Raw genomic sequence first — 13,932 nt, 5'->3', positions numbered from 1 at the left:
ATCGGGCGAAAATCAGTGCTTGCTGTCCTGGGCGGACATCGCCAGCAGCTGCTTTTCCTGGTTCCAGTCGAACGGTTCGTCGTTCTGTTCGGCTTCGTAGCGGCGTTCTTCCAGCGCCTGATACATGTCGATTTCTTCATCGGACAGGTAGTGCAGACAGTCGCCGGCGAAGAACCACAGCAGATCCCGCGGGATCAGGTGGGCAATTTGCGGGTAACGGGTAATCACTTGAGTCAGGATGTCCTGGCCCAGGTATTGGCTTTCGATCGGCTCGATCGGCAGTGACGCCAGCAGTTCGTCGAAACGCTCCAGGAACAGGGCATGGCTTTCTTCGGGAACCTGATCGGCCTCACCTACGGCGACCAGGATACTGCGCAGGTGGTCGAGCAAAACCAGATGATCGGCAACGACGTTGGACACGAGATAAGTCCTCAAGAGCAAAACGGGCGCGGGAGTATAAAGCCCCTGCGCCCGTTTTTCACTGATTGAAGGGATCAGCGGATCTTGCCGTCCGCCGGTTTCAGTTGCTCCTTGTCGAAATCATCGACATCGATCACCTTGCGCCGCGCCGCTTCGGCATCACGCAGGGTCTGGGCCTCCACGGCTTGCAACACCCCGGCTTCCAGCGCCGCATCAATGGCGTGTTCGCCTGCGACCGGTTTGACCTGACCGCTCTTGAGCGACGTGTGCAGTTTTTTGTGCAGCGGTTGCGCAGCGTTCAGTTGATCGCAGGCGTGTTGCAGCGCACCGACCGCATCGTCGGCCGATTGCGGGCGATAGCAGCCGGCAAGCAGTTCTTCCAGCGCCGGATCGCCCTTGGCCCGGCCGATGACGCCCGCCACTTCGGCGCCGAGCCTGTCCGACGGGCCTTTGTGACGGCGACCGAACGGGAACACGATCACTCGCAGCAGGCAACCGAAGACCCGGTTCGGGAAATTGGTCAGCAGCTCGTCCAGCGCTTTTTCCGACTGGCCGAGGCTTTCTTCCATGGCCCATCTGAACAGCGGTTCCATGTAGGCCGGCGAATCGAGGTCGTGATAACGCTTGAGCGCCGCCGACGCCAGATACAGGTTGCTCAGCACATCACCCAGACGCGCCGACAGACGTTCGCGGCGTTTCAGCTCGCCACCGAGCAACATCATGCTCAGGTCGGCGAGCATGGCAAACGCGGCAGCCTGACGGTTGAGCGCGCGGAAATAACCCTGGCTGAGTTTGTCTCCCGGCGCATGTTCGAAATGGCCGAAGCCAAGGTTGAGCACCAGCGTGCTGGCGGCGTTGCTCACGGCAAACCCGATGTGCTTGAGCAGCAGGCCATCGAATTCCTTGAGCGCCTGATCCTTGTCCTCGCGTCCGGCGAGGGCCATTTCCTTGAGGACGAACGGATGGCAGCGGATTGCGCCCTGACCGAAGATCATCAGGTTGCGCGAAAGAATGTTCGCGCCTTCCACGGTGATGAAGATCGGCGCGCCGTTCCAGCTGCGGCCCAGGTAGTTGTTCGGGCCCATGATGATCGCCTTGCCGCCGTGTACATCCATGGCGTGGCTGATGCACTCGCGACCGCGTTCGGTGAGGTGATATTTGAGGATCGCCGACAGCACCGAAGGTTTCTCGCCCAGATCCACCGCGTTGGCGGTCAGCATCCGCGCGGCGTCCATCATCCACGCGTTGCCGCCGATCCGCGCCATGGCTTCCTGAATGCCTTCGAATGCTGACAGCGGCACGTTGAACTGCTCGCGAATCTGCGCGTATTGCCCGGTCACCAGGCTGGTGAACTTGGCTGCGCCGGTGCCCACTGCCGGCAGCGAGATCGAACGCCCGACCGACAGGCAGTTCATCAGCATCATCCAGCCTTTGCCGAGCATGTCCTGGCCGCCGATGAGGAAGTCCAGCGGGATGAATACGTCCTTGCCGGAGTTCGGGCCGTTCATGAACGCAGCGCCCAGCGGCAGGTGGCGGCGACCGATTTCCACGCCGGGAGTATCGGTCGGGATCAGCGCGAGGCTGATGCCCAGGTCTTCCTTGTCGCCGAGCAGGTGATCCGGGTCATAGGCCTTGAAGGCCAGGCCGAGCAAGGTCGCGACCGGGCCGAGGGTGATGTAGCGTTTTTCCCAGTTCAGGCGCAGGCCGAGGGTTTCCTGGCCTTCCCATTCGCCCTTGCAGATGATCCCGGTGTCGGGCATCGCTCCCGCGTCTGAACCAGCGAGCGGGCCGGTCAGCGCAAAGCACGGAATGTCGTCGCCCCGGGCCAGCCGTGGCAGGTAATGATTGCGTTGTTCGTCGGTGCCGTAATGCAGCAGCAGTTCGGCCGGGCCGAGGGAGTTGGGTACCATCACGGTGGAGGCGAGGTCGCCGCTGCGGGTCGCCAGTTTCATTGCCACCTGGGAGTGGGCGTAGGCGGAGAATCCCTTGCCGCCGAACTCCTTGGGAATGATCAGGGCGAAGAAGCCGTGTTCCTTGATGTGGGTCCAGGCTTCGGGCGGCAAATCCATCGACTGGCCGATCTGCCAGTCAGTGACCATGGCGCAGAGCTCTTCGGTCGGGCCGTCGATGAACGCCTGTTCTTCTTCGCTCAGTTGTGCCTTGGGATAGGACAGCAGTTTGTCCCAGTCCGGACGACCACTGAACAGTTCGCCGTCCCACCACACCGTGCCGGCGTCGATCGCGTCGCGTTCGGTCTGCGACATCGGCGGGAGGGTTTTCTGGAACCAGTTGAACAGCGGCGCGGTGAAGTGTTTGCGGCGCAGGTCAGGCAATAGCAGCGGGGTGGCCACCAGGGCCAGCACGACCCAGAAAATCAGCAGCAACCAGCCCGGTGCGTGGCTGAAAATCCCCATCGCCAACAAGTAAGCGGCAACAATGCCCAGTGCCGGCAGCGGGGCGATGCGCCGGTGGGCCAGATACGCCACGCCGACGATCAGAACCAGTATCCACAACAACAGCATATTTAATCCTCCGTGAACCAGGGCGAACCGACCCACCAGAGCTTAGACGGCATCTGCAAAACGGGGCGGTCAGAGCAAGGTGATTGAAATCGTGGGAAACCCCGGATGTCTTTTGTAGTTTCGGTGGGCAACACGCGTGGGAAATCGTTCGCCGCTTGCGCGTCTTTACGTGCATGTTTGGCCGAAACGTCGTTATCTCTGTGCTGAACCTCTCGCTAGACTCGGGGCTCAACCAGGAGAACGTCGTCATGCACGAGTATCTGAGCCCCGGCCGCTTCATCGATAGTGACCACCCCTCGGTGGTGGAGTTCGCCGAGCAGCACCGTGGTGCCAGTCGCGATCCGCTCGCGCAGGCAATCAGTCTTTATTACGCCGTGCGCGAGGCGGTGCGTTACAACATGTACACCTTCAGTCGCGACCCGCAGACCTTGCGCGGCAGCTACGCGCTGGCGGCGGGTGAAAGTTATTGCGTGCCCAAGGCCACGTTGCTCGCCGGTTGCGCGCGCCATTGCGGGATCCCCGCACGCATCGGTCTGGCGGATGTGAAAAATCATCTGTCGACGCCGCGTCTGCTTGAACTGCTGAGAAGCGAAGTGTTCGCCATGCATGGTTATACCGAGCTGTTTCTCAACGATCGCTGGGTGAAAGCCACACCCGCGTTCAACCAGAAGCTCTGTGAAATGTTCAACGTTGCGCCGCTGGAATTCGACGGCATGAACGACAGCGTTTTCCACCCGTACAACAGCGATGGCGCGCTGCTGATGGAGTACCTGGTCGATCACGGCCAGTTCGCCGATGTACCGGAATCTTTTTTCTTCGAACATCTGCAGAAATGTTATCCGCACCTGTTCAACGATCAGCAGAAGCCACTGTCCAGTGACATGCGCGGTGATGTCGGCAGCCTCTGATCCGGCGTATGCTGCCTGCCCATTTACTGGAAAAGAGGCGGTCATGCTGAAGATCTGGGGTCGCAAGAATTCGTCGAATGTCAGAAAACCGTTGTGGGCTGCCGAGGAGCTGGGGCTGGCTTACGAGGCCATCGATGCCGGTGGGGCGTTTGGTGTGGTCGACACGCCGGAGTACCGGGCGATGAACCCGAACGGGCGGGTGCCGGTGATTCAGGACGACGGTTTCGTACTGTGGGAATCCAATGCCATCGTGCGTTACCTGCTGGCAAAACATGCGGCCGACACTGCGTGGTATCCGGCGGATCCGCAGACCCGCGCCACCGCTGACAAATGGATGGACTGGACGACTTCCAGTTTTGCAGGACCGTTTCGCACGGTGTTCTGGGGCGTTCTGCGTACCCCGGCAGACAAGCAGGACTGGCCGGCAATCCATGCGGCGATCAAGGAATGTGACGGCTTGCTGGCGATGGCCGATCAGGCACTGAAGCACCAGCCGTATCTGTCCGGAAACGAAATCGGCATGGGCGATATCCCGCTTGGCAGTTTCATTTATGCCTGGTTCGAGATGCCGATCGAGCGCGCGCCACAACCGAATCTTGAAGCCTGGTACGCGCGGTTGAAGCAGCGTCCGGCGTATCAGAAAGCGGTCATGACCGCGTTGACTTAATACCTACTATCGACACACTTGACTGTACTTGTGCGGCGACGGCAAGCACCATTGCGCTCGAGCGCTGCGGTTGTCTTCCTCGCCGCCGGCCTTTTATCAGTCCTTTTTTCTTCACTGGGTGCGTAAATCCGATATGAGTTCCGCTCTGTCCATCCGGCAGCTAACCAAAACCTACGGCAACGGGTTCCAGGCCTTGAGTGGTATCGATCTGGACGTCGCCGAAGGTGACTTCTTCGCCTTGCTCGGCCCCAACGGCGCCGGCAAATCCACGACCATCGGCATTCTTTCGACCCTGGTCAACAAGACCAGCGGCACGGTGAATATCTTTGGCCACGACCTGGACAAGAACCCGGCGGCGCTCAAGCGCTCCATCGGCGTGGTGCCCCAGGAATTCAACTTCAACCAGTTCGAAAAGACTTTCGACATCGTCGTGACCCAGGCCGGTTACTACGGCATCCCGGCGAAGGTCGCCAAGGAACGCGCCGAGCAATACCTGACCCAGCTCGGCCTGTGGGACAAGCGCGATGTGCCGTCGCGTTCGCTGTCCGGCGGCATGAAGCGTCGCTTGATGATCGCCCGGGCACTGGTGCACGAACCGCGTCTGCTGATCCTCGACGAACCGACGGCCGGGGTGGATATCGAGCTGCGCCGTTCGATGTGGACGTTCCTCACCGAACTGAACCAGAAAGGCATCACCATCATCCTCACCACTCACTACCTGGAAGAGGCTGAGCAGCTGTGCCGCAATATCGGCATCATCGATCACGGCACCATCGTCGAGAACACCAGCATGCGTCAGTTGCTCGGCCAACTGCATGTGGAGACTTTCCTGCTGGATCTGAAGAACGGTTTGAGTGCCGCGCCGCAACTGGCGGGCTATCCGGCGCGTCTCGTGGACGGCCATACCCTGGAAGTCCAGGTCGACAAGTCCGTGGGCATCACCGCGCTGTTCGGCCAACTGGCCCTGCAGAACATCGAAGTGCTGAGCCTGCGCAATAAAACCAATCGCCTCGAGGAGTTGTTCGTGTCTCTGGTGGAGAAGAATCTGTCGAAGGTGGCGGTATGAGTTCCGAATTCCGTCCTAACCTCGTCGCGCTTCAAACCATCGTTTACCGCGAGGTCAAACGCTTCACCCGGATCTGGCCGCAGACCCTGCTGCCGCCGGCGATCACCATGGTGTTGTACTTCGTGATCTTCGGTAACCTGATCGGCCGGCAGATCGGCGACATGGGTGGCTTCACCTATATGGAGTACATCGTGCCGGGTCTGATCATGATGTCGGTGATCACCAACTCCTACGGCAACGTGGTGTCGAGTTTCTTCGGCAGCAAGTTCCAGCGCTCCATCGAAGAATTGATGGTGTCGCCGGTGTCGCCGCACACGATTCTGATCGGCTTCACCATCGGCGGCGTGTTGCGTGGGCTGATGGTCGGTGTGATCGTGACCATTCTGTCGCTGTTCTTCACCCATTTGCAGGTGCATCACCTGGGCGTGACCATTCTGGTGGTGGTGCTGACGGCGACGATTTTCTCGCTGTTGGGTTTCATCAACGCTGTATTTGCGCGCAACTTCGATGACATCTCGATCATCCCGACGTTCGTGCTGACCCCGCTGACCTACCTCGGTGGCGTGTTCTATTCGATCACCTTGCTGCCGCCGTTCTGGCAGACCGTGTCGCTGGCCAACCCGGTGCTGCACATGGTCAACGCCTTCCGATACGGCATCCTTGGTGTGTCGGATATCCGTATCGGTATCGCGATCACTTTCATGCTGGTGGCGACGGTGGTGCTGTATTTCGGTTGTGCGCGGCTGCTGGTGAGCGGGCGCGGAATGCGCACCTGATCCTTTCGATACTGCAATAAAAAACGGCCTCCCACTGCGGAGGCCGTTTTGCATTCAACGCATGCGACTTTTCTTGCGCCGGGCCCATTGGCGGGCCACCCACCAGCGCCAGTACATCATCACCAGGCAATAGGCGAGGGCGCCGAGAGCCAGCCCAACCACCACCGAGCCCAGCAGGAACGGTTGCCACAAGGTCGAGAGCTCGCCGCTGATCCATTCCCAGGTCAATTCGTCGGGGAGCGTGCGGGCGGGCACATCCATCAGCCAGGCCCCGGCCTGATACGTGCAGAAAAACACCGCCGGCATGGTGATCGGATTGGTCAGCCAGACCAGGCTGACGGCAATCGGCATGTTGCCACGCATCATGATCGCGAGGACGGCGGCCACCAGCATTTGTGCGGGAATCGGCAGGAACGCCGCGAACAGACCGACGGCCATGGCGCGGGCCACCGAGTGTCGGTTGAGGTGCCAGAGGTTCGGGTCATGCAGCAACGTGCCGAGAAAGCGTAAGGATTTGTGTTCCCTGATGCTCGTCGGGTCGGGCATGTAACGTTTGAATAAGCGCCGGGGCATAAGGCTTCTCGGTCGGTTAAGGCGGCAAGTATGTCTGGATTCTACGAACCGCCCATTCAGACTTTGTGACAATTGATAACGACGCCCGTGCCCCGCAGCGGCTATGCCTGAAGGTGGGACTCTCAAGGACGGGCTTATGCGCACAGGGATGATGGCGCTGGCAGTCGGTCTGCTGGCGCCGGTTTTTTTGCCGGCCTTGCCGCCGGTCGGGTTAATGCTGGTGTTGCCGTGGGTGGCGCTGATGATGCTGCCGTTTCGCAGCTATCCACTGGCGTTTTTGCTGTTTGGACTCGCATGGGCGGGATTCAGCGCGCAGCTGGCGTTGAATGATCGACTGCCTTCTCGGCTGGATGGCGAAACGCGCTGGGTGGAAGGGCGGGTCGTGGGCTTGGCGCAGAATGCCGAGGGCGTCGTGCGCTTCGAACTGGCCGATGCCAGCTCGCGTCACGAGAAACTGCCATCGCTGATGCGTCTGGCCTGGTATGCCGGGCCTGAGGTCAAAAGCGGCGAACGCTGGCGACTGGCGGTCAAGCTCAAGCGCCCTGGTGGCCTGCTCAATCCGGATGCGTTCGATTACGAGGCCTGGCTGCTGGCGCAGCGCATCGGTGCCACCGGGACGGTGAAGGATGGCCAGCGTCTGGCGCCGGCGCAGTGGGCCTGGCGCGACAGTATTCGCCAGCGCCTGCTTGCGGTGGATGCCCAGGGGCGTAACGGCGCTCTGGCTGCGTTGGTGCTCGGCGATGGTTCGGGGCTCAGTCGCGAGGACTGGCAGACCTTGCAGGACACCGGCACCGTGCACCTGCTGGTGATTTCGGGGCAGCACATCGGGCTGTTGGCGGCGCTGATGTACGCGCTGGTCGCGGGGTTGGCCCGATTCGGATTTTGGCCCCTGCGTTGGCCCTGGCTGCCATGGGCATGTGGTCTGGCGATCGCGGCGGCGCTGGGTTACGGCCTGCTGGCCGGATTCGACGTGCCGGTGCGGCGGGCCTGCGTGATGGTTGCGCTGGTGTTGTTGTGGCGATTGCGTTTCCGCCATCTCGGTGCGTGGTGGCCGTTGCTGCTGGCCTTCAATGGTGTGCTGTTGATGGATCCGCTGGCCAGTCTGCGTCCGGGGTTGTGGCTGTCATTCGCCGCGGTGGCTGTGTTGATCTTCACCTTCGGCGGCCGTCTGGGGCCGTGGCGTTGGTGGCAGACCTGGACGCGTGCGCAGTGGCTGATCGCGATCGGATTGTGCCCGGTGTTGGTAACGCTGAGCCTGCCGATCAGTCTCAGTGGGCCGCTGGCCAATCTGCTCGCGGTGCCGTGGATCAGTTTTGCGGTGTTGCCGCCGGCGTTGTTGGGCACTTTATTGCTGCCAATCCCTTATGTCGGTGAAGGGCTGCTGTGGTTGGCCGGTGGACTGATTGAGGGATTGTTCAGGGCACTGGCCTTGATTGCCGGGCGTTGGCCAGCGTGGGTGCCGACGACGATGGAGTGGTGGGGCTGGGCGCTGGGAGGTCTTGGTGCCTTGTTGTTATTGCTGCCCCGAGGCGTTCCCTTGCGTCCATTGGGCTGGCCATTGCTGCTGGTGCTGGCATTTCCGCCCCGGGAACGCCTGGCCGAAGGCGTGGCCGATGTCTGGCAACTGGATGTCGGCCAGGGCCTGGCGATTCTGATCCGCACCCGACATCACACCTTGCTGTACGACAGCGGCCCGCGTTTCGGCGACTTCGACCTCGGCGAGCGAGTGGTGCTGCCAGCCTTGCATAAACTGGGCATCGAACGGCTCGATCTGATGCTGCTCAGCCATGCCGATGCCGATCACGCGGGTGGCGCACTCGCCGTGGCGAAGGGATTGCCGGTCCGCCGGGTCATCAGCGGCGATCCGCCTGGGCTGCCCGAAGCGCTGAACGCCGAAGCCTGTGAAAGCGGCCAGCAATGGCAGTGGGACGGCGTGGGCTTTCGTCTATGGCAGTGGGCCGACGCCCATGACAGCAACCAGCGCTCCTGCGTCCTGCAAATCGAAGCCAACGGTGAACGGTTGCTGCTGACCGGCGATATCGACAGCGCCGCCGAACGGGATCTGCTCAACAGCGCGCTGGCAGTTCAAACCCAGTGGCTGCAAGCGCCGCACCATGGCAGCCGCAGTTCCTCATCGATGGCCTTGCTCAAGGCTTTGCAGCCACAGGCCGTGCTGATTTCCCGAGGGCAGGGCAATTCATTCGGTCACCCGCACCCGACGGTCATCGCCCGTTATCGCAAGCAGGGAATGCACATCCATGACAGCGCCGAGCAGGGTGCCATTCATCTGCAACTGGGGCGGTTTCAGCCGGCCCGGTCGATGCGTCAACAACGCCGGTTCTGGCGGGAACCGCCGTTGCCGGGGGCGGGGTACCGTTGAGCACGGTCGTCGGAGCGACGGGTCTTTATCGCGAACCGGTATGGTAAAGTGGCGCACTTTTTCGAGGGGGCTGTCACTGTGTGGGAATTGGTCAAATCCGGCGGCTGGATGATGTTGCCGATCATTCTGAGTTCCATCGCCGCCATGGCGATCGTCGCCGAGCGCCTGTGGACCCTGCGCGCCAGTCGCGTCACCCCTGAGCATCTGCTGGGTCAGGTCTGGGTCTGGATCAAGGACAAGCAGCTCAACAAGGAAAAACTCAAGGAATTGCGCGCCAACTCGCCGCTGGGTGAAATCCTCGCCGCGGGCCTGGCCAACTCCAAGCATGGTCGCGAGATCATGAAGGAATGCATCGAAGAGGCCGCCGCCCGGGTGATCCACGAGCTTGAACGCTACGTCAACGCGCTGGGCACCATCGCTGCCATGTCGCCGCTGCTCGGTCTTTTGGGTACGGTGCTGGGCATGATCGACATCTTCAGCGCCTTCACCGGTTCCGGCATGACCACCAACGCTTCGGTGCTGGCCGGCGGTATTTCCAAGGCGCTGATCACCACCGCTGCGGGCCTGATGGTCGGTATTCCGGCGGTGTTCTTCCACCGTTTCCTGCAACGCCGCATCGATGAGCTGGTGGTGGGCATGGAGCAGGAAGCGATCAAACTGGTGGAAGTGGTGCAGGGCGACCGTGACGTCGATCTGGCCGGGGGCAAAGCGTGAAATTCCGTCGCAAGCCCCGGGAAACCATCGACATCAACCTCGCGTCGCTGATCGACGTGGTGTTCATCCTGTTGCTGTTTTTCGTCGTGACCACCACCTTCACCCGCGAAACCCAGCTGCGCGTCGATCTGCCGGAAGCGGTCAGCGGCTCGCCGGCCGAGGATCAGCAGGTCAAGCAACTGGATGTCGCCATCAGTGCCGAAGGCGTGTTCTCGGTGAACAACAGGATTTTGCCGAAAAACGACCTGGCGACCCTGATGGAAGCCATGCAGAAAGAATCCAACGGCGACACCAACATGCCGTTGTCGATCAGTGCTGACGGCAAGACTCAGCACCAATCCGTGATCACCGCCATGGATGCGGCCGGCAAGCTCGGTTTCAGCCATCTGCGCATGACCACGGTCGAGGCGGCGCCCAAATCCTGATGGCCATGTCCGATCGTCTGCTCGCCGCGTGGTATCAGGGGCACCCGGCCCTGACGCTGTTGCGGCCGCTGGAGTGGCTGTACCGCCGCGTCGTGGCCGGCAAGCGTCAGCGTTTTCTCGACGGCGAGGGTGAGATCTATCAATCGCCGGTGCCGGTGATCGTGGTCGGCAATATCACCGTCGGCGGCACCGGCAAGACGCCAATGATCCTCTGGCTGATCGAGCACTGCCGACGCCACGGTCTGCGGGTCGGCGTGGTCAGCCGGGGCTATGGCGCCAAGCCTGCGCAACTGCCGTGGCGGGTCGAAGCTGATCAGACTGCCGACATCGCCGGCGACGAACCTTTGCTGATCGTGCAGCGCACTGGCGTTCCGCTGATGATCGACCCCGATCGCAGCGCCGCTGTCAGAGCCCTGCTGGACAGTGAGCCGCTGGACGTGATCCTGTCCGATGACGGCATGCAGCATTACCGCCTCGCGCGGGATCTGGAACTGGTGCTGATCGACGCTGCCCGTGGTCTTGGTAATCAGCGCTGCCTGCCTGCCGGGCCCCTGCGCGAACCGGCCGAACGCCTGCAAAGCGTTGACGGTGTGCTGTTCAACGGTGCCCTCGAGGATCGCGAGGGTGGATTCGCCTTCCATCTCCAGCCCTCGGCGCTGGTCAATCTGCGCAGCGGCCTGCGTCAGTCGCTCGATCATTTTTCGCCCGGTCAGGGCGTGCACGCGGTGGCCGGGATCGGCAACCCGCAACGTTTCTTCAATACCCTCGAAGCGCTAGACTGGCGGCCTGTGCCCCACGCCTTCGCCGATCACGCCGAATACAGCGTGCAGGCCTTGAGTTTCACGCCGTCATTGCCAGTGGTGATGACTGAAAAGGACGCGGTGAAGTGCCGTGCCTTCGCCGCCGCCGACTGGTGGTACCTGGCGGTCGATGCCGTGCCGTCGCCGGCCTTCGTGGCCTGGTTCGACACGCAACTGATGCGCCTGTTGCCGGATCGTCTTTTGCCTTAAACCGTTTTTATCCAGGGAATGTTCATGGACACCAAACTGCTCGACATCCTCGCTTGCCCGATCTGCAAAGGCCCGCTCAAGCTCAGCGCCGACAAGACCGAACTGATCAGCAAGGGCGCCGGCCTGGCGTACCCGATCCGCGACGGTATCCCGGTCATGCTGGAAAGCGAAGCCCGCACCCTGACCACCGACGAGCGTCTGGATAAATGACCACCGCCTTCACCGTTGTCATCCCGTCGCGTTACGCCTCGACCCGTCTGCCGGGCAAGCCGCTGCTGGACATCGCCGGCAAGCCGATGATCCAGCACGTTTGGGAGCAGGCCAGCAAAAGCAGTGCCAGCCGTGTGGTCGTGGCGACCGACGATGCGCGCATCGTCGAAGCCTGCAAGGCCTTCGGCGCCGAAGTGGTGCTGACCCGTGAAGATCACAACTCCGGCACCGATCGTCTGGCTGAAGTGGCCGCGAAGCTGGGTCTGGAGCCGGATGCCATCGTGGTCAACGTCCAGGGTGACGAACCGCTGATCCCGCCGAGCGTAATCGATCAGGTCGCGGCGAATCTTGCGGCGCACACCGAAGCGCGCATGGCTACCCTGGCCGAGCCGATCGAAGACGTTGAGACCCTGTTCAACCCGAACGTGGTCAAGGTCGTCAGCGACCTCGACGGTCTGGCGCTGACCTTCAGTCGCGCGACCCTGCCATGGGCCCGCGATGCGTTCGCCAAGAGCCGCGATGTGCTGCCGGAAGGCGTGCCGTATCGTCGCCACATCGGCATTTATGCCTACCGCGCAGGCTTCCTCCAGGACTTCGTGAGCTGGGGCCCGTGCTGGCTGGAAAGTACCGAATCCCTCGAGCAATTGCGTGCCCTGTGGCACGGCGTGCGGATTCACGTGGCTGACGCGTTGATCGCGCCACCGACCGGAGTCGACACCGCCGAAGACCTCGAGCGCGTCCGTCGCCTGCTGGAGGCCTGATGCGCGTTCTGTTCGTGTGCCTGGGCAACATCTGCCGTTCGCCCACCGCCGAAGGTGTGTTGCGCCATAAATTGCGCGAAGCGGGGCTGGCGGATCAGGTCGAAGTGGCCTCCGCCGGTACTGGCGACTGGCACGTCGGCAATCCGCCAGACAAGCGCAGCCAGGCTGCGGCCAAGCTGCGCGGTTACGACCTGTCGGCGCAACGCGCCCAGCAGGTCAGCCGCGCCGATTTCGCCAGTTACGATCTGATCCTCGCCATGGACAACAGCAACCTGCGCAATCTCAAGGCCTTGCAACCGTCCACCGGCAAGGCCGAGCTGGACCTGTTCCTGCGTCGTTACGAAGGTGAAGTCGATGAAGTGCCGGATCCGTATTACGACGGTGACCAGGGTTTCGAGCAGGTGCTGGATCTGATCGAGCGTGCCTGCGATCAGCTGTTGATCGAAGTGAAGGGCCGGTTATGAGCTTGCAGGTACAGCCGCAGGTTTCCCTGAAACCCTTCAATACCTTCGGCGTCGACGTTCGCGCGCAGCTGTTTGCCGAAGCCCACAGCGACGCCGATGTGCGCGAAGCCCTGGCGTATGCGAGTGCCCATGACGTGCCGTTGCTGGTGATCGGTGGCGGCAGCAATCTGTTGCTGACGGCGGACATCCCGGCGCTGGTGCTGCGCATGGCCAGCCGTGGCATTCGCGTCATCAGCGACGACGGCAACCGCGTGGTGATCGAAGCCGAAGCCGGCGAGCCGTGGCACCCGTTCGTGCAGCACACGCTGGCGCTGGGTTTTTCCGGGCTGGAAAACCTCAGTCTGATCCCCGGCACTGTCGGCGCTGCGCCGATGCAGAACATCGGTGCCTACGGTGTCGAGATCAAGGATGTGTTCGCCGGCCTGACGGCGCTGGATCGCCAGACCGGCGAGCTGAGCGACTTCAGTCTGGAAGAATGCAACTTCGCCTACCGCGACAGCGTGTTCAAGCAGCAGCCGGGTCGTTGGCTGATCCTGCGGGTGCGTTTCGCATTGGATCGAGTCGCGCATCTGCATCTGGAATACGGCCCGGTGCGTCAGCGCCTGACCGAGCAGGGCATCGAGCAGCCGACGCCGACGGATGTCAGTCGAGCCATTTGCAGCATCCGCAGCGAAAAACTGCCGGACCCGGCGGTGCTCGGCAATGCCGGCAGCTTCTTCAAAAACCCCTTGGTGTCAGCGGCGGTGGTCGCACAGATCAAGGCGCAGCACCCGGATCTGGTGGCCTACGCGCAACCGGACGGGCAGATGAAGCTGGCGGCGGGCTGGTTGATCGAGCGAGCGGGCTGGAAAGGTTTCCGTGAGGCCGATGCCGGCGTGCATAAATTGCAGGCGCTGGTGCTGGTCAACTACGGCGCGGCGACCGGGCTGCAATTGCTTGATCTGGCCCAGCGCATCCAGAAAGACATTTCAGAACGTTTCAATGTCGAGCTGGAAATGGAGCCCAATCGCTATTGAGGCTACGCTTTCAAGGCTGA

At 61.9% G+C, this 13,932-nt stretch carries 15 protein-coding genes; 12 read left to right on the top strand and 3 right to left on the bottom strand.

Annotation, left to right across the window (positions count from 1 at the left end; genetic code table 11):
• Window positions 1-12: 12 nt before the first annotated feature.
• Complete coding sequence (locus IHQ43_RS21440; protein WP_007950758.1) at window positions 13-420, bottom strand: PA2817 family protein; 408 nt, start codon at window positions 418-420, stop codon at window positions 13-15.
• Between the two features lie 74 nt (window positions 421-494).
• Window positions 495-2,942, bottom strand: a complete 2,448-nt coding sequence (locus IHQ43_RS21435; protein ID WP_192562029.1) for an acyl-CoA dehydrogenase — start codon at window positions 2,940-2,942, stop codon at window positions 495-497.
• Window positions 2,943-3,190: 248 nt separating this feature from the next.
• Between IHQ43_RS21435 and IHQ43_RS21430 the strand changes: the two genes are divergently transcribed.
• From IHQ43_RS21430 to IHQ43_RS21415, 4 genes are all read left to right on the top strand, one after another.
• A complete protein-coding gene (locus IHQ43_RS21430; protein WP_064598586.1) occupies window positions 3,191-3,850 on the top strand; it encodes a transglutaminase-like domain-containing protein in 660 nt (219 codons plus the stop codon).
• 43 nt (window positions 3,851-3,893) lie between these two features.
• Window positions 3,894-4,517 (top strand): glutathione S-transferase family protein, encoded by a 624-nt coding sequence (locus tag IHQ43_RS21425; protein WP_192562028.1) that lies wholly within the window; start codon window positions 3,894-3,896, stop codon window positions 4,515-4,517.
• Between the two features lie 133 nt (window positions 4,518-4,650).
• Window positions 4,651-5,583, top strand: a complete 933-nt coding sequence (locus tag IHQ43_RS21420) for an ABC transporter ATP-binding protein (protein WP_192562027.1) — start codon at window positions 4,651-4,653, stop codon at window positions 5,581-5,583.
• Window positions 5,580-6,359: an ABC transporter permease gene (locus IHQ43_RS21415; RefSeq protein WP_192562026.1), complete on the top strand. Its 780-nt coding sequence runs from the start codon at window positions 5,580-5,582 to the stop codon at window positions 6,357-6,359. Before IHQ43_RS21420 ends, IHQ43_RS21415 begins: the two co-directional genes overlap by 4 nt.
• Before the next feature lie 54 nt (window positions 6,360-6,413).
• Here the strand turns inward: IHQ43_RS21415 and IHQ43_RS21410 are convergent, their stop codons facing one another.
• Window positions 6,414-6,932: a DUF2062 domain-containing protein gene (locus tag IHQ43_RS21410; protein ID WP_192562025.1), complete on the bottom strand. Its 519-nt coding sequence runs from the start codon at window positions 6,930-6,932 to the stop codon at window positions 6,414-6,416.
• Window positions 6,933-7,068: 136 nt separating this feature from the next.
• Here IHQ43_RS21410 and IHQ43_RS21405 point away from each other — a divergent pair, with 136 nt between their 5' ends.
• The 8 genes from IHQ43_RS21405 (at window position 7,069) to murB (ending at window position 13,912) form a co-directional block, all read left to right on the top strand.
• The gene (locus IHQ43_RS21405) at window positions 7,069-9,312 is read left to right on the top strand and encodes a DNA internalization-related competence protein ComEC/Rec2 (RefSeq protein WP_192562024.1); all 2,244 of its coding nucleotides are present in this window, start codon (window positions 7,069-7,071) and stop codon (window positions 9,310-9,312) included.
• Window positions 9,313-9,390: 78 nt separating this feature from the next.
• Window positions 9,391-10,026 (top strand): MotA/TolQ/ExbB proton channel family protein, encoded by a 636-nt coding sequence (locus IHQ43_RS21400; RefSeq protein ID WP_162803842.1) that lies wholly within the window; start codon window positions 9,391-9,393, stop codon window positions 10,024-10,026.
• Entirely contained in the window at window positions 10,023-10,451 is a 429-nt protein-coding gene (locus IHQ43_RS21395) for an ExbD/TolR family protein (protein WP_085745066.1), read from the top strand. The genes IHQ43_RS21400 and IHQ43_RS21395 overlap by 4 nt, the downstream gene beginning before the upstream one ends.
• Window positions 10,451-11,461, top strand: coding sequence for a tetraacyldisaccharide 4'-kinase (lpxK, locus tag IHQ43_RS21390; RefSeq protein ID WP_192562023.1), 1,011 nt, complete (start codon window positions 10,451-10,453; stop codon window positions 11,459-11,461). The genes IHQ43_RS21395 and lpxK overlap by 1 nt, the downstream gene beginning before the upstream one ends.
• Window positions 11,462-11,485: 24 nt before the next feature.
• Complete coding sequence (locus IHQ43_RS21385; RefSeq protein ID WP_003174668.1) at window positions 11,486-11,671, top strand: Trm112 family protein; 186 nt, start codon at window positions 11,486-11,488, stop codon at window positions 11,669-11,671.
• Window positions 11,668-12,432, top strand: coding sequence for a 3-deoxy-manno-octulosonate cytidylyltransferase (gene kdsB, locus IHQ43_RS21380; RefSeq protein WP_192562022.1), 765 nt, complete (start codon window positions 11,668-11,670; stop codon window positions 12,430-12,432). The genes IHQ43_RS21385 and kdsB overlap by 4 nt, the downstream gene beginning before the upstream one ends.
• Window positions 12,432-12,896, top strand: coding sequence for a low molecular weight protein-tyrosine-phosphatase (locus IHQ43_RS21375; protein WP_064598568.1), 465 nt, complete (start codon window positions 12,432-12,434; stop codon window positions 12,894-12,896). The genes kdsB and IHQ43_RS21375 overlap by 1 nt, the downstream gene beginning before the upstream one ends.
• Window positions 12,893-13,912 (top strand): UDP-N-acetylmuramate dehydrogenase, encoded by a 1,020-nt coding sequence (gene murB, locus IHQ43_RS21370; protein WP_192562021.1) that lies wholly within the window; start codon window positions 12,893-12,895, stop codon window positions 13,910-13,912. Before IHQ43_RS21375 ends, murB begins: the two co-directional genes overlap by 4 nt.
• The last annotated feature ends 20 nt before the right edge of the window (window positions 13,913-13,932 follow it).

Source organism: Pseudomonas gozinkensis, from assembly GCF_014863585.1.
GTDB classification, from domain to species: Bacteria; Pseudomonadota; Gammaproteobacteria; order Pseudomonadales; family Pseudomonadaceae; genus Aquipseudomonas; species Aquipseudomonas gozinkensis.
This window is presented reverse-complemented; position numbering and strand designations above follow the sequence as displayed.